Raw genomic sequence first — 20326 nt, forward strand, 5'->3', positions numbered from 1 at the left:
ACGCCGACGGTTCCGGGGCACCTTACACAGTTGTCATGGCCGTGTTGCTGACCGCCGCTACCCCAACCAGGACCAGCGAGTACGTCGTCTCGGTCGCCGATCACACCGATCAGGTCGCCGCCGCGCAGCGACTGCGCCGCCAGGTGTTCGCCGCCGAGTTCGGTGCCGGCTGCGACACCCGCTCCGGCGGGTCGGACGCCGACCGGGACGTTGACGGGTTCGACGAACACTGTGACCACCTGATTGTCCGGCACCGGACCGGTGCCGTGGTCGGCACCTACCGGCTGCTGCCGCCGGACCGCGCCGCCCGGCTCGGCCGTTGGTACGCCGACACCGAGTTCGACACCAGACCACTGCGGCTGATCCGTGACCACCTGGTGGAGGCCGGCCGGGCGTGCGTGCACCCTGACCACCGGGGCGGCGCGGTGATCAACCTGATCTGGGCCGGCATCGCCCGCTACCTGCGGGAACGTGACCTGCGTTGGCTGGGCGGCTGTGCGTCGGTGCCGCTGCACGACGGCGGTGCGAGCGCCCACGCGGTCTGGCGCACGGTCCGGGACCGGCACCTGGCCCCGCCGCTGCTGAGGGTACGGCCACGTCGTCCCTGGCTCGCCGAACCCGAACCGCCACCCGCACCGGTCCTGCCGAGGACCGGCCGGGTCGGCATGCCGCCGTTGCTGCGCGGCTACCTGCGACTCGGCGCCTGGGTGTGCGGCGAACCCGCGTACGACCCCGACTTCGCAGTCGCCGACCTGTACGTGCTGCTGTCGCTGGACCGGATCGATCCCCGCTACCTGCGTCACTTCCTGGAGCTGTGATGGCACCGAGATCGCCTGCCAGGTCACCGCGACCGCTCGCCAGGTCACCGCGACCGCTCGGGCACGGCACCTTCTGGCGACCCCGATCAGGGTGTGGGGCCGGCTGCCTGCCGCCCCCGCCCACCGTGCCCGCCGCCAACCGGTTGACCCGGTTGACCCGGCTGACCGGCGTGCTCGGCATGCTCGCCGCCGGGCTGGTCCTGCTGGTGCTGCTGCCGCTGCTCACCCGGCGGTTGCGTCCGGTCGCCGGGCGGCTGTGGGCGCGCGGACTGCTGCGCTCGCTCGGCGTCCGGCTGCGGCTCGTCGGCCGGCTGCCGGTCCGGGCGGCACTGCTGGCCGCCAACCACGTCTCGTGGCTGGACACCCTGGCCATCCTCGCCGTCACCCCGGCCCGGCTGCTGGCCAAGCGCGAGATCCGTGGCTGGCCGGTGATCGGCGCGCTGGCCCGGGTCGGCGGCACCCTGTTCATCGACCGCGACCGGCCGCGTACGCTGCCCGGCACGGTCGCTGACGTCGCCGCTGCGTTGCGCGCCGGGCACCAGATCGCGGTGTTCCCGCAGGCCACCACGACCTGCGGCACCGCCGGCCGGGTCACCTCCGCCGGTCGGTGCAGTTCGGGTGCGCCGCGCCCGGCACCGTTTCGCCCCGCGTTGTTCCAGGCCGCGGTCGACGCGGAGGTGCCGGTCGTCCCGCTCACTCTGACGTACCACTTCGCCTGCCCGGCCGCGACCCCGGCGGCCGGGTCGGTCGACCTGGCGCCGGCCGGTCCGGTGCCGACCAGCGTGGCGGCGTTCATCGGGGACGAGGCGTTGTGGCCGTCGGTACGGCGGGTGCTGGGGCTGCGGGATCTGGTGGTGACGCTGGACGCCGGTGCGCCGCTGCCGCCGGACCGGTCCCGGCACCGGCGGGCCCTCGCCCGGCTCGCCGACCGAGACCCGGCACCGACCCGCTCCGCCCTCGACCTCGTCGGCTGAGCTCACTCGTCCCGGACATCGAGCTCACTCTCAGCTGATTGTCAGCGGCTCCCCAGGCCGAACCCAGACCGATCCGGGATGATGCGGTCATGACCGCATCGCAGACCGAGGCGAAGCTGCTCGTCGTCGAGGACGACCCGAACATCCTCGAACTGCTCTCCGCCAGTCTGCGGTTCGCCGGATTCGACGTCACCACCGCGACCAGCGGCAGCGCCGCGCTCAACGCCGCCCGCGAGCGCCGGCCCGACCTCGTGGTGCTCGACGTCATGCTGCCCGACCTGGACGGCTTCGAGGTGATCCGGATGATGCGGGAGGCCGGCACCCGTACCCCGGTGGTCTTCCTCACCGCGCGGGACGCCACCGACGACAAGATCCGCGGGCTGACTCTCGGCGGCGACGACTACGTCACCAAGCCCTTCTCGCTGGAGGAGCTGACCGCCCGGATCCGGGCGGTGCTGCGACGTACCAGCAACGGCGGTCAGACCTCGTCCCGGCTCACCTTCGCCGACCTGGAGCTGGACGAGGAGACCCACGAGGTCTACCGGGCGGGCAGCCGGGTGCAGCTGTCACCGACCGAGTTCAAGCTGCTGCGCTACCTGATGCTCAACGCCAACCGGGTGCTGTCCAAGGCGCAGATCCTCGACCACGTGTGGAACTACGACTTCCGGGGCGACGACAACATCGTCGAGTCCTACATCTCATACCTGCGCCGCAAGATCGACAACACCCAACCCCGGCTCATCCACACCCTGCGTGGCGTCGGCTACGTGCTGCGCAAACCAGCGGCGTGAGCAGGCCGACGCTGGCGCCCGCCCCGGTGACGGGCTGGCTGCGCGGCGTACCGCTGCGGGTCAAGCTGGTCACGTCGGTGCTCAGCCTGGTCCTCACCGCGCTGCTGGTGATCAGCGTGAGCAGCGCGTTCTTCCTGCGCAGCTACCTGGTCGACCAGATCGACACGGACCTGCGCGACTACGTCACGGGCCTGCGCGACGAGGTGAGCAAGGCGCAACGCCTGCCGGTGTGGGACCAGCGCGCCTCAGTCACCGCCCCGCTGCCGACCAACTACCTGGTGGTCGTCTCGTACCAGGACGGCCCGCTTGGCGGGCCCTACTACGACGACGACCGGATCGCCGCCGGCGAGCTGCCACGCTGGCCGGCCGACTGGGACGGCTTCGCCGCGCTGCAGGGCGAGCCGAAGACGGTGTACGCCCGCAACGGCGCCCCACGCTGGCGGATGCTCTACGCGGCGCTGCCCACCGGCGACGTCATCGCGGTCGGGCAGAGCCTCGTCGACGTCGACCGGGCGGTCAGCCGGCTGGTCTGGATCGACATCCTGGTCGGCATCGGAGTGGTGACGCTGCTGGCGCTGGCCGGCGCCGCGATCGTACGGACCAACCTGCGGCCGCTGGTCGAGATCGAGCAGACCGCGGCGGCCATCGCCGCCGGTGACCTGAGCCGGCGGGTGCCCGACCCGGAGCCGGGCGCGCACGTGCCGCAGACCGAGTTGGGCCGGCTGTCCCGCACGCTCAACGCGATGCTGACCCAGATCGAGGCAGCGTTCACCGCGCGGGCGAGCTCCGAGTGGGCGGCCCGGATGGCCGAGGCGTCGGCCCGGGAAGCCGCCGTCGCGGCCCAGTCCTCGGAGACCCGGGCCCGCCGGTCCGAGGAGCGGATGCGCCAGTTCGTCGCCGACGCCTCGCACGAGCTGCGCACCCCGTTGACCACCATCCGCGGCTTCGCCGAGCTGTACCGGCAGGGGGCCGCCGCCGCGTCGCCGCAGGAAGCGGCCCGGCTGGTCCGCCGGATCGAAGACGAGGCGGCCCGGATGGGTCTGCTGGTGGAGGACCTGCTCCTGCTGGCCCGCCTCGACCGGGAACGCCCGTTGGATCTGGCGCCGGTCGAGCTGCCGGTGCTGGCCAGCGACGCTGTGCAGGCGGCCCGGGCGGTCGACCCGCAGCGCCGGGTGGAGCTGGACATCGGGCCCGGTGCCGGCCGGCTGGTGGTGCTGGGCGATGACGCCCGGTTGCGTCAGGTGATCGGCAATCTGGTGACCAATGCGATCAACCACACCCCGGCCGACACGCCGGTCACCCTGCGGTTGCGGGCCACCGAGCCGGGGTTCGCCACGGTCGAGGTAGCCGACGAGGGGCCCGGTCTCACCCCGGAGCAGTCCGAACGGGTCTTCGAGCGGTTCTACCGGGCCGACGCCGCCCGTACCCGCAGCGCGGAACGGCCGACCGGCACCGGTCTCGGGCTGGCGATCGTCGCCGCCCTCGTCGCTGCTCACTCGGGCACCGTCGAGGTGCACAGCGGGCCTGGCGAGGGTGCCACCTTCCAGGTCCGGTTGCCGCTGGCCGACACCGACCTCGTCGACCCGCCTCCCATCGACGACGACGGATCATGATTTTCAGCGAAACCTCAGCCGGAAATCAGGTGCGTCAAAGTGCCGGGGGGCAATCTGAACACATGAGCGAGCACGAGACCACGCCGCCGGCGGAGCCGTCGGACAAGGCTCAACCGCCGGCCAGCCCTTGGCAGGCCCCTGCCGGGTCGGGCCAGCCCGACCCGGCCGTCGGTCGTCCGTCCACCGACTGGACGCCGACCAACCAGCCGTACGCCGGCTCACCCGCGCCGGCCCAGCCCGCGCCCACGTCACCCGCGTCTGAGGCGCCCGCGTCCGTGACTCCCACGTCGGCGCAGCCGGTCACCGGACCGCCGCTCAGCGGCCAGCCGCAGGCCGGCCCGTACGCCCCCGGCTACGCCCAGGTGCCGTACGGGCACGGCCAGCACGGGCAGTGGAGCCATGGTCAGCCGTACGCCGGCCACGGCTACAGCCAGCCGCACGTCAGCTGGTCGCCGCCGCCCGGCGCCGCCGCCCAGGCCGCCGCCCAGCGGCCGAACCGGCTCGGTCGGATCGTCGCCGGCTCGGCGGTCGTCCTCGCCCTGATGCTCGGCTCCGGCGCGGTCGGCGGTGCGGTCGTCGCTGCCTTCGACAACGGCGGCGCGGCGCCAGCGGTGCAGACCGGCAGCAACGGCGGCGGCAGCGCGGCACCGGTGATCGACCGCTCGTCGCTCGCCGAGATCGCCGACGCCGTCCAGGACAGCGTGGTGTCCATCTCCACCGGCTCCGGTGAAGGCTCGGGTGTGGTGCTCAATGCCGAAGGCTTCATCCTGACCAACAACCACGTCGTCGAGTCGGCGCGCGGCGGATCGGTCACCGTGTACTTCGCCGACGGCGGCTCCGCGTCCGGCGGCGTGGTCGGCACCGACGCGCGCACCGACCTGGCCGTGGTCAAGGTCGACGACGTGGACGGGCTGTCCCCGGCGACCCTCGGCGACAGCAGCACGATGCGGGTCGGTGACACCGTACTGGCCCTGGGCAGCCCGCTGGGTCTGCAGGGTTCGGTGACCGCCGGGATCATCAGCGCGCAGGACCGCACCATCTCGGTGGGTGGCGGCCAGCAGCAGAGCCCGTTCGGCGGCGGGGGTCAGGTCAGCTCGATGTCCGGGCTGTTGCAGACCGACGCCCCGATCAACCCGGGGAACTCCGGTGGCGCCCTGGTCAACACCAACGGTGAGGTGATCGGCATCAACACGGCGATCGCCACCTCCGGTCAGGGCGAGGGCAACATCGGGGTCGGCTTCGCGATCCCCAGCAACAAGGCCAACGACGTGGCCGAAGCGCTGATGGCCGGCGAAGAGGTCAGCCACCCGTACCTCGGGGTGAGTGTGACCGCGGCCGACGAGGGCGGCGCGTTGATCGCGGCGGTCGAGGACGGCAGCCCGGCCGACCAGGCCGGCCTGGCCCAGGGCGACGTGGTCGTGCAGATTGGCGACACCCCGGTGAACGACTCGGATGATCTCGTCGCGGCGGTGCAGTCGGGCCAGGTCGGGGAACAGATCGAGATCACCTACGAGCGCGACGGCGAGGCGCGGACCGCCTCCGCGACCCTGGTCGACGCGCCGTGACCGCAATGTGACACAGATGGACCTGCCTCCCCCGAAAAGAGCGGCGGGTGGTGTGACCAAGGGGGTTGGTCACGCCGCCCGCCGTTCGCTTCCTCCCTGGCGTTCGCTACCTTCCCCGGCGTGCGCACCGAGACCTTCACCGACCGGTTCACCGTCGCGGCGGCACCGGACCGGGTGCACGCCCACCTGGCCGACCCGGCCAACCACATCGGGCTTTCGCCGCTGATCGTCGCGGTCCGTGACATCGAGCGGAGCACCGACGCCGACGGCCACACCGTGCTGCGGTACGTCGCGGTGGAGCGGTTCAAGATCGTCGGGCCGCTGCGGTACGACAACATCCTGCACGTCCGGCAGACCGAGACCGATCCGGGTCGCCGGCTCGTGATGCAGGTACGCAGCCCGGCGCGGGTATCGGTGCGGTTCGTGATGGAGACCGAGCCCGACGGCACCGGATCGGCGGTCACCGTCACTGTGAGTCTCACCATGCCGGCCCTGCTGCGCTCCTATGTGGTGCGCACGGCCAAGCGGGTGCAGATGTTCCGGGCCCGTACCCTGGCCGAAAGGATGAGCGGCTGACCCCGGCGTAGTCGATCGACGGGACTTTTTCCGCACGACATGCTGTCCGGAAGCGGTTGAGCAGTCGCGCGCGGTCGACAAGGCGGTCTAACCTGCAGCCGCAAGTAGCGGCGGAGGAGCAGGCACAGTGACGGTCGTCGAGACCAGGATGAGCGTGTGGGAGGCCCTGGCCGGCCGGGCACCGGGCCAGCCGGTCGCCCCGGCCGACGCCGGGCTGTGGGGTGCCGTCGTCGAACGGCTCAACCCGGCCCGGGCCCGGCCGGTGCTGCGGTCCGGCATCGAACACGTCGAGCTGACCTCGGTACGCGGGATGCCGTACGTGATGCTCCGCTCGCCGGACGGCCGCGGCGGTGCCTGCTACCTGCGGCTGGCCCCGGATGAGTGGCGGCTCGCCCAGCTGATGGACGGCAGCCGTACGGTCGCCCGGCTGGTTGCCGAGTTCGCCCGGATCGCCGGCCGGCTCGCCCCCGACCAGGTCACCCGGGTCGTCGCCGACCTGGCCGGCAACCGGATGCTCGCCGAGTTGCCGGTCGACGCGTTCCGACCGCTGGCCCGGGTGCACCGCCGGCCGTGGCCGCTGCGGTTCGGCCGCACCCTGCTGGCCGTGGCGCAGGGCCGGCGTACCGTGCTGGCCGACGTCGACCCGCTGGTCGGCGCCCTCTACCGGGGCGGTGGGCGCTTCCTGTTCACCCGGCTGGCGGCGGTGCTACTGGCCGTCGTCGCGCTGGCCGGGTTCGCCGCGTTCTGCTGGACCTGGTGGCGCGGCGAGCAGGCAGTCTTCCTCACCGGCGGGTCGTACGCGGCCGGCGCGGCGGTGTTGCTCGGGTTGAACGTCGTCGCTCTCGCCTGCCACGAACTCGGTCACGCCCTGGCCACCAAACACGCCGGCCGCCGGGTGCCGGCCGCCGGGTTCCTCATCTACTTCGGCATCCCGTCGGTCTTCGTCGATACCACCGATGTCTGGCTGGCCGGCCGCCGGCAACGACTGATCACCACGGCCGCCGGGCCGGCCGCCGGGCTGGTGCTGGCCGGCGTCGCCGGCATCGTCGGGCTGATCTTTCCGGCCGCCGCGCCGTGGACGTTCAAACTCGCCTTCGCCTGGTATCTGAACGCCCTGTTCAACCTCAACCCGTTCCTCGCTCTCGACGGCTACTACCTGTTGATGGATTGGCTGGAGATCCCGAACCTGCGCACCCGCGGCCTGGCCTACGTCGTCGGCCGGCTGCGCCGGCGCGGCCCGCGCTGGTCGGCGCTGGACCGGGAGGGCCGGCTGGTCGCCCTGTACGGGACGCTCGCCGTGCTCTGGGTGGTCATCGCGGTCAACCTGTTCTGGCGGATCTGGACCGACCGGGTCGCCGGCCTGGTCCTCGGCCTGTGGCGGTCCGGGTGGCCGGCCCGGCTGCTGCTCGCCGCGGTGGTCGCCGGCCTCGCCGCCCCGCTGGTCTACCTGGCAGCCGGCTGGCTGGCCCAGCGCTGGCGGCGGCTGCGCGGCGCGCTCGCCGAGCGGCGGCACGCCAGCGACACCCCACGGCGGCTGGACGCGCTGCGCGCCAGCGCGCTGCGGACACTGCCGGCCAGCGCGTTGAACCGGCTCGCCGCCCAGGCGCGCTGGGTGCACCCGCGTACCGGTCAGCAACTCGTCACCGCCGGCGCCGCCCAACCGGCGGTCTACGTCGTGGTCGACGGCGCGGTGGAGGGCCGGGCGCCCAGTGACCCGGCCGGCACGGTCCGGCAGCGGCTCGGACCGGGCGGTCTGGTCGGTCTGGCCAGCGCCCTGACCGGTACGCCGGCCACGCTCACCTGGCGTACCGCCGGTACGACGCTGCTGGCGGTGCCGCCGACTGCGGTCGCCACGGTCGTCGGCCCGCTGCCCGGTCCGCCGCCGGCCGACCGGTCCGCCGCCGAGTCGCTGTTCGCCGAGACCCCCGCGCTGGCCGGGCTGACCCCGGAGGACCGGCTGGGACTGGTGTCCCGTGCCCGGCCGGTGTCGTTGCCGCCCGGCGCGCCGGTCCGACTGTCCGGCCCGTACGACGCGGTGGTCCTCGAATCGGGCGTGATCGCTCTGATGGACGGCCTCGAACTGCGCCGGGGCACGATGATCGGCCCGGTCGGCGCCGATCCGCCGGACGTGGTCGCGACCACCCGTACGCAGACCCGGCTGTGGCAGTTGCCAGCCGTCGCCGGGCTGCCGATGCTGCTCGGCGCGGCACCGTCACAGGTGGCCGAGGCCGCTGCGGCGACGGTACGCGGCGGTCCGCCGACCAGCGGCGTGCATCCGCCCGCCGACTATCCACCGCTGGCCGCCCCGCCCGGCCCGCCGCCACCGGGGGACGCCGACGACCGGGTGGACCGGCGGTTCGAGCGCCGGCTGTGGTGGCTGGTGCTGCTCCTGCTGCTGTTCGCGTTGCTGATCAGCGGCGGCAACTTGCTGCCCGGGCCGGCCTGGGCGGAGATGCCGGCCGACCGGGCGCTGCTGCGGGCCGAGCGGGGCACCGTCGAGGTGCGTACCGCCGGCGGGCGGCTGTTGACGTTGCGCGATGGTGCGGCGGCATACGTCGCCGAGGGGGACCGGATCGAGGTCGCCGACCGGTCTGCCGGTGAACTTGTCTTTCGGGGCGGGGCCGCCACGGTGCTCTGCGCCTGGGTTGAAGCCGAGGTGGGGGCGCTGTGGAGCGACGGCACCCGGCCGGTCGCGCCCAGCGGGGAGCTGACCCTGGACCGGGGCCGGATCCTGGCCGACACCGCCAGCGTCTCCGGTGCCTTCCGACCGTTGGCGATGACCGTGATCAGCCAGGACGCGGTACTGGCGAACCGGGGCGAGGCCTGGTTCGCGGTGAACGCCGGAACAGCCCGGGTGTCGCTCGGCGAGGTGCGGCGTAACGGGGTGTCTCTGCGGGCCACCGGGGAGCAGCTCGGCTGCGGTGACGGCCGGGTGGTCGACCCGCCCGGCGGCACGCCGAGTGCTCCTGCTCCGGGCGCAACCAGTGGATCACCGACGGTGCAGAGCCCGTCACCGGATCTCTCCGCGACCAGCCAGCCGACGCCGGCCCCGGCGCCGAACCCCGGCGTGACTCGCCAGCCGCAGCCGCAGCCGACTACCCCGGCCGCGCCGCCGAGCCCGCCCGGCCCGCCGCCGACCAGCGGCCCGGTACCGACCACGGCAGCGCCGACGACCGATCCGCCGACCAGTACGCCACTGGAGACCACCGCACCGCCGACCAGCGGGCCGCCGCCGACCACCGCACCGCCGCCGACCACCGCACCACCAGCCCTGGTGATCACCTGGGTGAAGGCACCAGGTGGGCAGATAGGGCAGGCGGTAGGCGGCAACCCGTGTGGCGGCCCGAACCTGACCATCGCCGACGCCTCGGTGCGGGTCGTCGGAGATCCTCCCGGCGTCAGTGTCAGGCTTTCCTGGACCGGGTTCGCCGACGGCAGCGCCGTCATGAGCCCGGACGGCCCGATCTACTACGGCGTGGTCGGCCCGGTGCAGTACTCAGGTACCCCGAACGGTGGTGGGTCGCTCAGCGTACGGGCGGTTGCCACCGACCGCAGTGGGCGCAGCAGCCAACCGCTGGTGGCCACTGTCGCCGTTGCCGGGTGCCAGGAAACCGTGGGCTCGACGAATGTCAGCTGAGGGGGAATACAGGTGCTCTGTTGGTTCTGTCCGAAGGCGGCGCGGGGTGGCTGCCGGTTCTGCGGCCGAGGCGTGTGTGAGGACCACGCCCGTTTCGGTCCGTATCTGCTGGAGGTGCACCGGTCGGAGCGGCGGGGACGGGCGGAGGGGCTGGTCGTCGAGGACGCGTTGCAGTGCGGCACCTGCCGGCCCAGGCCGCAGCCTGTACCAATGCCGGAGCTGGACTGATCGAGGAGACATTTGGTCACCGGCAGCCCGCGCCGGACGCCGCCGGGCTCGTGGCGGATTGTGGCCCCGGACTACCCTGGAGCGACATCGACGAGGGGACCGGTGATGAGTGACTTCGACACCGCGCTCGAACGCCTGCTGACCGACCCTGGATTCGCCGCCGCGCTGGCAGCCGACCCGACGGCGGCGCTAGCCGGCTACCAGCTCACCGCCGAGGAGCAGGAGCTGCTGCGGACCCAGATGGGCGGTGTCGCGGGCGGCCCGACGGCGGCGGTGGAGACGCGGGCGAACCAGTCCAGCGCGTTCGGGCTGCTGAGCCCATTGACCGGAATGATGGGCGGCTTCGGCGACATCGGCGCGGCGGCCGGTGCCGTCGACGAGGCTCTCGGCTCTGCCGGTGCGCAGAGCGGCTTCGGTTCGGCTGGAGCGCAGAGCGGCTTCGGCTCTGCCGGTGCGCAGAGCGGCTTCGGCCCGGCCGGGGCGGACAGCGACTTCGGGGCACGGCCGGAGGCTGCCGGTCCGCCGGTGCCGGACCGGTCCGCTGGGTTCGGCACGGCACCCCAGCCGGTAGAGCCGGCGGTGCCGGAGGACTACCGGACCCGGGTGGACGTCGACGGCGACGGCGAGTGGGACCGGCACATCGTCCGGGGACGGTCGGACGGCGGGGTGGACATACTGGTTGACCAGGACGGCGACGGCCGGGCCGACTTCGTCGGCCGGGACGACGACGCCGACGGTCTGGTCGACTCCGCGGCGTACGACACTGACGGTGACGGGTTCTTCGAGCAGACCCATTACGACGACGACGGCGACGGGTGGCTCGACCGCAGCGTCACCAACCAGCCTCCGCCCACCGAACCACCCCCGCCCACGCCGCCAGCCCCGCCCCCGGTCGGTGGCGGGCTGATCGGCGACAACCTGCGGCTCCCCGAGGAACTGCGCTGACCTTCCCGGCGGTCGCCGTCGGCGGTGCCGCCGACGACCGCTCACCGGCGGTCGCGGGCCGTCCGTCGACAGGGGCTGGCGTCGATGGCTGCTGGGCCTGACGATGGGGTCAGGAGGTGATCGCGTGGTCGCCATCGCCACCGACCGGCTGACGAAGGTCTTCGACGACGGCACTGTCGCAGTCGACGGGGTGAGTCTCGCGGTCCCGTCCGGCCAGTTCCTGGTGCTGCTCGGGCCGACCGGGTGCGGGAAGTCGACGATCCTGCGGCTGGTCGCCGGCCTGGAGACGCCGACGTCCGGGCACGTGCTGATCGACGACCGGGTCGTGGACGGCTGGTCGGCGCAGCGACGACAGGTGTCCATGGTGTTCCAGGACTACGCGCTGTACCCGCATCTGACGGTCGCCCAGAACATCGCCTTTCCGCTGCGTATGGGTCACGGCCCGGCGGTGGAGCAGCGGATCCGGCAGGTGGCCGCCGAGCTGGGCATCGCCGGACACCTGCACCGGCAGCCCGCCGTGCTGTCCGGTGGGCAACGCCAACGGGTCGCCATGGCCCGGGCCATCGTGCGCCAGCCGAAGGCGTTCCTGCTGGACGAACCTCTGTCCAACCTGGATGCCGGGCTGCGCGCCGAGTTGCGGGCCGATGTGACGGCGCTGGCCCGCCGGCACGGGGTGACCACCGTCTACGTGACCCACGACCAGACCGAGGCGCTGACCATGGCGGACCAGCTCGCGGTGCTCCGCAAGGGCCGGCTGCAGCAGATCGGGCCGCCGGAGCAGGTGTACGGTGACCCGGCGAATCTGTTTGTCGCGGCGTTCCTCGGCACCCCACGGACCAGCCTGCTGCAGGGGGCGGTCTACGCCGAGCCGGACCGGATGGTGATCGACCTCGGTTCGCAGGTGCTGGAGTTGCCGGTGGGTGACGCCCGGGTGGCCCGGCTGGCCGAGCACCACACCGAGCGCGTCACCGTGGCGTTGCGGGCCGACGCGCTGTACCCCGTACCGCCGACCGGCGCTGACCCGGCGCGGCCCGACGGCCCGGACCCGGCCAGGTCCGACCGGACGCTCTCGGTCACCCTGCGCGGCACAGTCCGGGCGGTGGAGAACCTCGGCCACGAGGCACTGGTCTGGGTGGACACCGGCGGCCTGCCCACCTCCCCGGCCGAGTCACAGCTGGATCTGCCGGATCCGCAGACCCACCTGGCCGAGCTGCTGGCCGAGGATCCGCCGCCCCGGCACCAGCTGCGGAAGACCATCGCCCGGATGATTCCGCAGCAGCGTCGTCCGGACCCGCCGCCGACCGCTCGGACCCGGTACGGCTTCTACCCGGTGTACGAGCCGGATCCGTCCGACCCACCGGACGGTGACGGTGATGTCGTGGTCCGGGTGCCGGCAACGGCACCGCCGCAGCCCGGCGAGACGATGACCATGGCGCTGGACCTGGACCGGCTGCTGCTGTTCGACCGCTCCGGGCACCGCATCCGCCTGCACTGACGCATCTGTACCCGCGACCCGGTTGGTGCCGTGGCTGCCGGCGGTCAGACGGCGGCACCGGCCAACTGGTCCAGTGCCGAGTCCAGCTCGTCGGCGTACGCGTAGGTGATCGCGCCTTCGTCGGCGCGGATCCGCACCTTGCGGCGCAGTTGGTCGACGTCCCGGTCGATGTCTGCGGTGCCACTGGTCAACGACGTCCGCAGGTTCCGGACCAGGTTCTGCAGGTCGAGGCCGGCGTCGCGGCGGATCGCACCGTCCGCCAGCCCGTCGTCGATCACCTGACCGAGCAGGGTGATCGCCTCGTCGACGGTCGGAACGACCGGTCCGGTCGGTGCCGGTGCGGTGTCGGTCGCTGCAGGGGTCGGCGCGGCGCCGGTGGCGGGCGCGTCGGTGGGCGGCGCGTCCGCCGACGGCCCCGGCTGGGTCGGCTGTGCCGGCGGGGCAGGATCGGCGGGCGTACCAGTGGACTGCGGTTGCCCGGCGGGCGGCGGATGGTCGCTGCCCGGCCGCCGCAGCACCTCGGGCTGCAGCAGCAGGATCACGGCGACTGCGACGGCGCCGACCATCAGTAGCGTGGCGACCTTGGAATCGAGCCGGCCGACCCGCCGTCGACCGTCGACAGCCGGCGGCCCGGCGTCGGCGGGTGGCCCAGCGTCGGCGGGTGGCACAGCGTCGGACCCGGCCATCGTCGGCAGGGTCATCGTCGGCGCGAGCATGGTCGCCGCCTGCGGATCGGCCGGTAGCAACTGGTCCCGCAGCGCGGCGCCGACCTGGTGCGCGGTGGGGCGGCGTAGCGGGTCCCGGGACAGGCAGCGCAGGCAGATCTCGGCGACCGGGGTGGGCAGTCCGGGCACCGTCAGCGGCGGGATCTCCTGATCGAGTGCCCGGTGCAGGTCGTCCCAGGTGTCAGCGGGGTACGGCACCCGGCCGGTGAGGGTCTCGTAGAGCAGGACGCCGAGCGAGTAGACGTCGGTGGCGGGCTGTGCCGGTCGGCCGTCGAGGCGTTCCGGGGCCACGTACGCCGGGGTGCCGAAGGTCTCGCCCTCCTCGTCCTCGTCGGGGGCACCGATCTGGGTGGCGATCCCGAAGTCGAGCACCTTGACGCCGATCGAGGTCATCATGATGTTGGCCGGGGTGACGTCGCGGTGCACGATGCCCAACCGGTGCGCGGCGGCCAGCGCCTCGGCGACCTGGGCGCAGGTCTCCACCGCCGCCGGCCAGGCCAGCGGGCCGGCGGTGAGCCGGGCGTCCAGCTCCTCGCCGGACAGCAGCTCCATCACCACGAACGCGGTGACGGTGCCGTCCGGTGCGACCGCCTCGCCGTAGTCGTGCACCGCGGTCACGTGTGGATGGATCAGCTGGGCGGCGGACCGCGCCTCCTCCCGCACCATGCTGCGGAACCGCGCGTCGGCGGCCAACGACGCGGCGAGCACCTTGACCGCGACCACCCGGTCGAGCACCTCGTCGCGGGCGCGCCAGATGACCGACATGCCGCCGGCACCGATCCGGTCGATGAGACGGTACCTGCGGGCGAGCAGTTCGCCCGCTTGCAGCGATGCCATCGTTGTCGCACCTGCCTGGGGAGTGGAGGTCGTATCAGGCTGCGCGAATTGGCACGTCCTGTCAACGGCACGTTAAACAGGCGAACATTTATCATTTAACCCGACATAGGTCAGGATTGCCGATGAGCCGGTAATACTGACCGAGCCTGGGCGGCGAGCCGACCCCGACCGGCGGCCATCGGGCCCGTGCCAGGATGAACGCCATGGTCAACGGTCCGGTCGCCTTCGTGCTGGGCGGCGGCGGGGTGCTCGGCGCGGTCGAGGTCGGCATGCTGCGCGCCCTGTTCCGCTCCGGCATCGAGCCCGATCTCGTCGTAGGCACCTCGATCGGCGCCGTCAACGGCGTACTGGTCGCCGCCGACCCCTCCGAGGCGGTCACCCTGCGGCTGGTACGGCTCTGGGCCTCCCCGGAGGCCAGCGAGGTGTACGGCGACTCGATGGCCCGCCAGCTGCGCCGGTTCGCCGCCCGTACCCACCTGCACTCGCCGCGACCACTGCGCCGGCTGCTGGCGGCCGAACTGGGCGAGACCACCACCTTCGCCGACCTGGCCGTGCCGTTCCACTGCTGTGCCGCCAGCATCGAACGCGCCGCCGAACACTGGTTCGACACCGGCCCGGTGGTGCCGGCGGTGCTCGCCTCGGCCGCGGTGCCCGGCCTGCTGCCCCCGGCCGAGATCGACGGCGAGCACTTCATTGACGGCGGGATCGTCAACTCGATCCCGATCGGCAAGGCCGTCGAAGCCGGGGCGAAGCGCGTCTTCGTGCTCCAGGTCGGCCGGATCGAGCGGCCACTCAGTGCGCCCCGGCGGCCCTGGGAGGTCGCCCAGGTCGCCTTCGAGATCGCCCGCCGGCACCGGTTCGCCCGGGAACTGGCGGCGCTCGGTCACGATGTGGAGGTGCACGTACTGCCGACCGGTGGGGGAGAGACACGTGACGACACACCCTGGGCGTATCGGGACATGACCGCTGTCGGCCGCCGGATCAGCCGCGCCTACACCGCCTCCCGGCGCTACCTCAAGACCAACGTGGCCGGCTGCTGATGCCGTTGCCACCCCGCTGGGTACGCCGGACACTGCTCGCCCCGGCCGTACCGCTGCTTGCCGCTGCGGTGCTCACCACGCTGCCGTTCTGGATCTTTCTGGCCGCTGCCGCCTCGCTGCTGGTGCCCGGCCGGCTGCGGGTGTTGCGACTGTTCTGGGTCGCCGTGGTCTATCTGCTGTGGGACACCGCCGCTCTGATCGCCCTGTTCGGACTCTGGCTGGCCTCCGGCTGCGGCTGGAAGATCCGCAGCCCGGCGTTTCAACGCGCCCACTACGTGCTGACCGGTTGGTTCCTGACGTTCTTCTTCTGGCATGCCCGTTGGGCGTTGCGGCTGAGTATCGACGTGGTCGGCACCGACCCGGACACCGCCCTGCCCGGCCGTCCCGAGTTGGTGGTCTCCCGGCACGCCGGCCCGGGCGACTCGTTCATCCTGATCCACGGCCTGGTCAACTGGTTCGACCGGGAGCCGCGCATCGTGCTGAAGGAGACCCTGCAGTGGGATCCGGCGATCGACGTGCTGCTAAACCGGTTGCCCAACCGGTTCATCGCCCCCGGCGACAGCCGCGCCGAGCCGGTCGAGACCCAGATCGGACACCTGGCGACCGGACTGGACGCCAACGACGCGTTCGTCATCTTCCCCGAGGGCGGCAACTTCACCCCGGGCCGGCGCAGCCGGGCGATCGAGCGGCTGCACGCGTTGGGACTGCACGGGATGGCGGCCCGCGCCGAGTCGATGCGGCACGTTCTGGCACCGCGCCCCGGCGGCCTGCTCGCCGCGCTGGACGCGGCCCCGGACGCCGGCGTCATCTTCGTCGCGCACACCGGTTTGGACCGGATGCTGACCGGCGCCGACGTGTGGCGGGAACTGCCGATGGACAAACGGATCGTGATGCGGTTCTGGTCGGTGCCGCCCGAGGAGATCCCGGCCGGCCGTGACGAACGCATCGAGTGGCTCTACGACTGGTGGGCGCGGATCGATTTGTGGATCGAGAAGAACCGCTCGGACACCTTGAGGGCGTAGGGTTCGCCCTGTGGATCAAATCTCCGTTGTGACGACGGTGGTGGATGCCCGTTCGGTCGCCGAGGTGCTTGCCGCATCCGCGGTGGCCGGCCGGTTCGCCGCCTGCGCCCAGATCGGTGGTCCGGTGGCCAGCACCTACTGGTGGGAAGGCCGGGTGGAGACCACGAAGGAGTGGTCTGTGCAGTTCAAGACCGCCACCGACCGTAGCGACCCACTGGTCACCTATCTGCGCACCGCGCACCCCTACGACGTACCCGAGATCCTGGTTGCCGTCATCGAAGCCGGCAATCCCGATTACGCCCGGTGGGTGTACGACCACACCCGTCCCTGAGTTGTTCCTCAGCCTTCCATTCGTGGTCGGCTAGCTGCCCTGAACCGTCCGCACCTGAGTCGTCCGCTCGGTCGGACTGAGTACCCGAACTCTGTCGGTCACCCCGGCCGGGCGACGACGATGCGGTCATGAGCAGTACCGCGAAAGCTCACTACCCGTGCCCAGCCTGCGGCACGCCGGCGAGCCTCGCCGCCGGCTGCCCGGGCTGCGGCCGGGGGCCCGACCCAACCGCAGCCGAGGTGATCCGGCTCGACGGCGAAATCGCCGGGCTGGCCGCCCGCGTCGAACAGGCTCGGTACGCGTGGACCACGCTGAGTGGGCAGTTGCACGCCGCGCAGGTCCGCCGGCAGCAGTTGGCAGTCCAGGTCCAGGCGGCGGTACGGGCGACGACCGTCCCACCGGCCCGCCCGACCGCCGCGTCGGCGGCCGCACCAGCCGACGGCCCGCCACCACGGCCGGAGACCTCCACCCGTACCGTGCAGACCATCCTCTTCGTCCTCGGTGGACTGCTGCTCGGCACCGCAGCGATCGTCTTCACCGCGGTCGCCTGGGCCAGCGTCGGCGTCGGCGGCCGGGCCGCGATCCTGGCCGGCGTCACCGCCGTACTGCTCGCCCTGCCGCCGCTGGCCAACTGGCGCGGCCTGCGCGGCACCGCCGAGACATTCGCCGCGCTCGGGCTGCTGCTGGTGTTGCTCGACGGCTACGCCGCTCGCTACGTCGACCTGTTCGGCGCCGCTGATCTGCCGCCCGCCCGGTACGCCGCCGCCACGTTCGCCGTCACCGTGCTGGCCGCCGCCAGCTACCACCTGATGACCGGCCTGGCCGCGGCCCGCTTCGCTGCCCTGCTCGCCGCGCAGCCGGTGCTGCCGCTACTCGCCGTCGACCTGCACGCCGACGCCGCCGGCACCACCCTGCTGCTGCTCGGCACCGCCCTGGGTACCCTGGCGATGATCGCGCTCACCCCGCCGGCCCGGTTGGCGCTGCGGATCACTGGCTGGGCGGCCGTCGGTGCGGCGCTGACCGCCGCCGGGATCGCCGCCCTGGCCGCAGTCATCCTCGGCCACCCGTCCGGCGCTCCCGCCCTGGCCGGGTTGCCGCTACTGGCCGTCGCCGCCGTGCTGGTCGTCGCCGGCCGGCTCACCCGGGTGCAGGCGCTGCTGGCGATCAGCCTGGCCGGGCTGGCGCCGGCGGTGACCATCGCCATGGTCCGGGCCGGCACCGAACCGGCACCGTCGCGGGCGCTGGCCATCGTCGCCGGCACCGCCGTCGGGCTCGCCCTCGCCGGCCGGTACCTGCGCGGCCGGCTGCCGGCGGTGGTCCGTACCGGGCCGTGGGCGGGTGCACTCCTGGTGACCGGTCTGCTCGGGGCCGGCGTACTGCTGACCGCTCTGGCCGTCGCCGCCGAAAGTATCGCGGCGGCCCGCCCGCTGTGGCGGGCCGGTGCCGGCCCGGTCGACGCGTCCGGGGACTGGCAGTTGCCGTTCGCCGTCGTCGCGGTCACCGGCGCGCTGATTCTGCTGCTGCCCCGGGCGGTCCGGCCGGTGCTGCTCACCGTCGGGGCCGCCACCGTGCTGCTGACCGTACCGGCGGCGGTCCCGGCGCCGTGGTGGGCGGTCGCCGTCGGCGGCCTGGCCGGTGGGGCGGTGGCGGCGCTACGGGCCGCCAGGTCGCGCAATGCCGCCGTCGCGCTGCCCGGCGCGGCCGTCGCCGTCCTGCTGACCGGCCACGCGCTGCTGGTCAGCGCCGGCCGACCGGCCGTTGCCGCGACCGCCGTCGCGGTCGTCGTCGGCACGGCGCTCGCCGTCGCCGCCGTCGCCCGCCACGCCGTGCAGCGCCCCGGAGCCCTCTGGTGGCAGGCCCCGATCGGCGGCCTCGGCGTCGCCGTCGCGGTCGCCGGTTGGCCAGCGCTCGTCGCGCTCGCCGTGCACACCCTCGACCCGTCGGCGGGCTGGCCGGCCCGCGCCGGGGCAGCCGCCGCCATCGGGCTGCCGGTCGCGCTGGTCGCGGTCCGCCGCTGGTGGCCCGGATACCTCTGGTACGCCGGGGCTGCGCTGCCGGTCACCGTCGTCGGCACCCTCGTCGCTCCGGCCGTCGGCGCCGTGCCGTACATGCCGGGGGAGTCCACCGGCGGGTACGCCGCCGCGGCGGCGCTGCTGCTGGCCGTCGCCGCGACCCTCGTCCCCCGTGGCGTGCTGCGGTTGCTGCTGACCGGCGTGGCTGCGGTGCTGGCGCTGCCGGCGGCGGTCAGCACCCTGCCGGTGCTGGCGTCGCTGCTGCTCACCCCGTACCGCTGGTTGGACGCCAGCTGGGCCGGCGTACCGGCCGGGACCGGACTCGGCCCGGCGCTGCCGGTGTCGGTCCCCGCCGCCGGGGCGGTCACCCTGGCCGTGCTCGCCGCCGCCACCGTGGCAGCCGTCGCGGGGCACCGGGCCCGGTACGCGATGCTGGCCGGCGGACCGGTCGCGCTGGTCGCCCTGCTGGCCGCCCTGGCCAGCGCCGGTACGCCGTGGCCGGTGGTGCCGGCAATCAGCCTCGCCGCCGGACTCGCCGGGCTGGTGGTCGCCGCCCGGTCCACCGCCGCACCGCAGGTGGCGGTCACCCTGCTGGTCGGTGCCCCGCTGGCCGGGGCCGGGTTGGCCGGACTGCTGCCCACCCGGGTCGCCACCCTGACCGCGCTGGCCGCCGTGGTGGCGTGCGCCGCCGGAATCGGCGCGGCGGGTCGCCGTACCCCGGTGCGGGTGGCTGGCGGGATCGTCGCTGTGGTCGCCGGCGGTGTCCTCGCCGCGACCGCCGTGCGCGCCGCCGACCTGCCGGTCCGGGTCGGCGGGTACGCGGTCCTCGCCGTCGCCGCGCTGGCCATGGCGGTCGGCACGGTGCTGACCCTCCGGTCGGCCGCCGGGGGCGTACGGGGGCGGGCCGAGTCGATCGGCGTCGAAGTAGCCGGGCACGCCGCCGCCGGCGCGGCCCTGCTGATGACAGTCGGCTCGGCCCGGTACGCCGCCGGGGTATGCACCCTGTGGGGCGTCGTGCTGGGTGTCCGAGCACTGCTGGCAACCGTCCACCCGGTGCCGCTGCGGCCAGGCGAACGGCAGGCGGTGCCGCACCGGCCGTGGGTGCTGACCATGATGGCCCTGACCAGCGAGATCTTCGCCTGGTGGCTGCTGCTGACCAGCGAGCAGGTGGCGCTGGCCGAGGCGTACACGCTGCCGGTGGCCCTGGCCGCGCTCGGCGTCGGCTGGCTGACCCTGCGCGCCCAGCCGCAGCGGTCCAGCTGGCTCGGGTACGCCCCCGGCCTGGCCGCCGCCCTGCTGCCCAGCCTCGGCTCGGTGCTGGTCGCCGACGGTCAGCCGGTGCGCCGGCTGCTGCTCGGGGCCGGGGCGGTGGCGGCGGTGCTGCTCGGTGCGGCGTACCGCCGGCAGGCCCCAGTCATGATCGGCGGTGCGGTGCTGGCGGTCCTCGCGGTGCGGGAACTCGTCGCCGTCTGGGACCTGCTGCCCCGGTGGAGCTTCCTGGCCGTCGGCGGCCTGGCGTTGATCACTCTGGCGGTCACCTACGAGCGCCGTCGCCGGGATCTGCGCAGATTGCGTACTGTTGTCGGCCGGATGACCTGACCGGGAGGGGGCTAGCGTCACCCGGGTTCCGGGGGCAGACAGGATTACCCCGTGCGGCGGATCCCCGCAGACTGGAAACGCCGCTGACCCGGCCATCTCCGGCACCGCCAGTGCCCCG

General features: G+C 73.5%; 14 protein-coding genes. 13 read left to right on the forward strand and 1 reads right to left on the reverse strand.

The genetic code is table 11. From position 1 onward, the window contains the following. The first annotated feature begins 35 nt into the window (after positions 1-35). The 9 genes from O7621_RS12550 to O7621_RS12590 all read left to right on the forward strand — a co-directional run bounded on the left by O7621_RS12550 (position 36) and on the right by O7621_RS12590 (position 12642). Positions 36-818: a GNAT family N-acyltransferase gene (locus O7621_RS12550; RefSeq protein WP_282234119.1), complete on the forward strand. Its 783-nt coding sequence runs from the start codon at positions 36-38 to the stop codon at positions 816-818. A 125-nt stretch (positions 819-943) separates the two neighbouring features. Further along, the gene (locus O7621_RS12555; protein ID WP_282234120.1) at positions 944-1792 is read left to right on the forward strand and encodes a lysophospholipid acyltransferase family protein; all 849 of its coding nucleotides are present in this window, start codon (positions 944-946) and stop codon (positions 1790-1792) included. Between the two features lie 89 nt (positions 1793-1881). After that, a complete protein-coding gene (locus tag O7621_RS12560; RefSeq protein WP_282234121.1) occupies positions 1882-2583 on the forward strand; it encodes a response regulator transcription factor in 702 nt (233 codons plus the stop codon). Continuing rightward, positions 2580-4196 (forward strand): HAMP domain-containing sensor histidine kinase, encoded by a 1617-nt coding sequence (locus O7621_RS12565; RefSeq protein WP_282234122.1) that lies wholly within the window; start codon positions 2580-2582, stop codon positions 4194-4196. The genes O7621_RS12560 and O7621_RS12565 overlap by 4 nt, the downstream gene beginning before the upstream one ends. A gap of 62 nt (positions 4197-4258) precedes the next feature. Then, complete coding sequence (locus O7621_RS12570; RefSeq protein WP_282234123.1) at positions 4259-5761, forward strand: trypsin-like peptidase domain-containing protein; 1503 nt, start codon at positions 4259-4261, stop codon at positions 5759-5761. Positions 5762-5881: 120 nt separating this feature from the next. Continuing rightward, a complete protein-coding gene (locus tag O7621_RS12575; RefSeq protein WP_282234124.1) occupies positions 5882-6337 on the forward strand; it encodes an SRPBCC family protein in 456 nt (151 codons plus the stop codon). A 127-nt stretch (positions 6338-6464) separates the two neighbouring features. After that, complete coding sequence (locus O7621_RS12580) at positions 6465-9974, forward strand: cyclic nucleotide-binding protein (RefSeq protein WP_282234125.1); 3510 nt, start codon at positions 6465-6467, stop codon at positions 9972-9974. Between the two features lie 333 nt (positions 9975-10307). Next, positions 10308-11147 (forward strand): Os1348 family NHLP clan protein, encoded by an 840-nt coding sequence (locus tag O7621_RS12585; RefSeq protein WP_282234126.1) that lies wholly within the window; start codon positions 10308-10310, stop codon positions 11145-11147. A 124-nt stretch (positions 11148-11271) separates the two neighbouring features. Continuing rightward, positions 11272-12642 (forward strand): ABC transporter ATP-binding protein, encoded by a 1371-nt coding sequence (locus tag O7621_RS12590; protein ID WP_282234127.1) that lies wholly within the window; start codon positions 11272-11274, stop codon positions 12640-12642. 44 nt (positions 12643-12686) lie between these two features. Here O7621_RS12590 and O7621_RS12595 read toward each other — a convergent pair whose 3' ends face one another. Further along, a complete protein-coding gene (locus O7621_RS12595) occupies positions 12687-14204 on the reverse strand; it encodes a serine/threonine-protein kinase (protein ID WP_282234128.1) in 1518 nt (505 codons plus the stop codon). A 203-nt stretch (positions 14205-14407) separates the two neighbouring features. Here O7621_RS12595 and O7621_RS12600 point away from each other — a divergent pair, with 203 nt between their 5' ends. From O7621_RS12600 to O7621_RS12615, 4 genes are all read left to right on the forward strand, one after another. After that, a complete protein-coding gene (locus tag O7621_RS12600) occupies positions 14408-15244 on the forward strand; it encodes a patatin-like phospholipase family protein (protein ID WP_281553523.1) in 837 nt (278 codons plus the stop codon). Next, the gene (locus O7621_RS12605) at positions 15244-16266 is read left to right on the forward strand and encodes a 1-acyl-sn-glycerol-3-phosphate acyltransferase (RefSeq protein ID WP_282234129.1); all 1023 of its coding nucleotides are present in this window, start codon (positions 15244-15246) and stop codon (positions 16264-16266) included. Before O7621_RS12600 ends, O7621_RS12605 begins: the two co-directional genes overlap by 1 nt. Before the next feature lie 10 nt (positions 16267-16276). Beyond that, positions 16277-16597: a divalent-cation tolerance protein CutA gene (gene cutA / locus O7621_RS12610; protein WP_123605207.1), complete on the forward strand. Its 321-nt coding sequence runs from the start codon at positions 16277-16279 to the stop codon at positions 16595-16597. Positions 16598-16725: 128 nt separating this feature from the next. Beyond that, on the forward strand, positions 16726-20208 hold the full coding sequence (locus tag O7621_RS12615; protein ID WP_282234130.1) for a hypothetical protein: 3483 nt from the start codon (positions 16726-16728) through the stop codon (positions 20206-20208). Positions 20209-20326 lie beyond the last annotated feature (118 nt).

The sequence above is a fragment of the Solwaraspora sp. WMMD937 genome (assembly GCF_029581175.1).
In the GTDB taxonomy this organism is placed as follows: domain Bacteria; phylum Actinomycetota; class Actinomycetes; order Mycobacteriales; family Micromonosporaceae; genus Micromonospora_E.

Bases quoted from the DNA above. Each gene is read 5' to 3' on its own strand.
- O7621_RS12615 (WP_282234130.1), top strand. From the start codon at position 16,726: ATGAGCAGTACCGCGAAAGCTCACTACCCGTGCCCAGCCTGCGGCACG.
- O7621_RS12570 (WP_282234123.1), top strand. From the start codon at position 4,259: ATGAGCGAGCACGAGACCACGCCGCCGGCGGAGCCGTCGGACAAGGCT.
- O7621_RS12550 (WP_282234119.1), top strand. From the start codon at position 36: ATGGCCGTGTTGCTGACCGCCGCTACCCCAACCAGGACCAGCGAGTAC.
- O7621_RS12605 (WP_282234129.1), top strand. From the start codon at position 15,244: ATGCCGTTGCCACCCCGCTGGGTACGCCGGACACTGCTCGCCCCGGCC.
- O7621_RS12595 (WP_282234128.1), bottom strand. From the start codon at position 14,204: ATGGCATCGCTGCAAGCGGGCGAACTGCTCGCCCGCAGGTACCGTCTC.
- O7621_RS12600 (WP_281553523.1), top strand. From the start codon at position 14,408: ATGGTCAACGGTCCGGTCGCCTTCGTGCTGGGCGGCGGCGGGGTGCTC.
- O7621_RS12585 (WP_282234126.1), top strand. From the start codon at position 10,308: ATGAGTGACTTCGACACCGCGCTCGAACGCCTGCTGACCGACCCTGGA.
- O7621_RS12560 (WP_282234121.1), top strand. From the start codon at position 1,882: ATGACCGCATCGCAGACCGAGGCGAAGCTGCTCGTCGTCGAGGACGAC.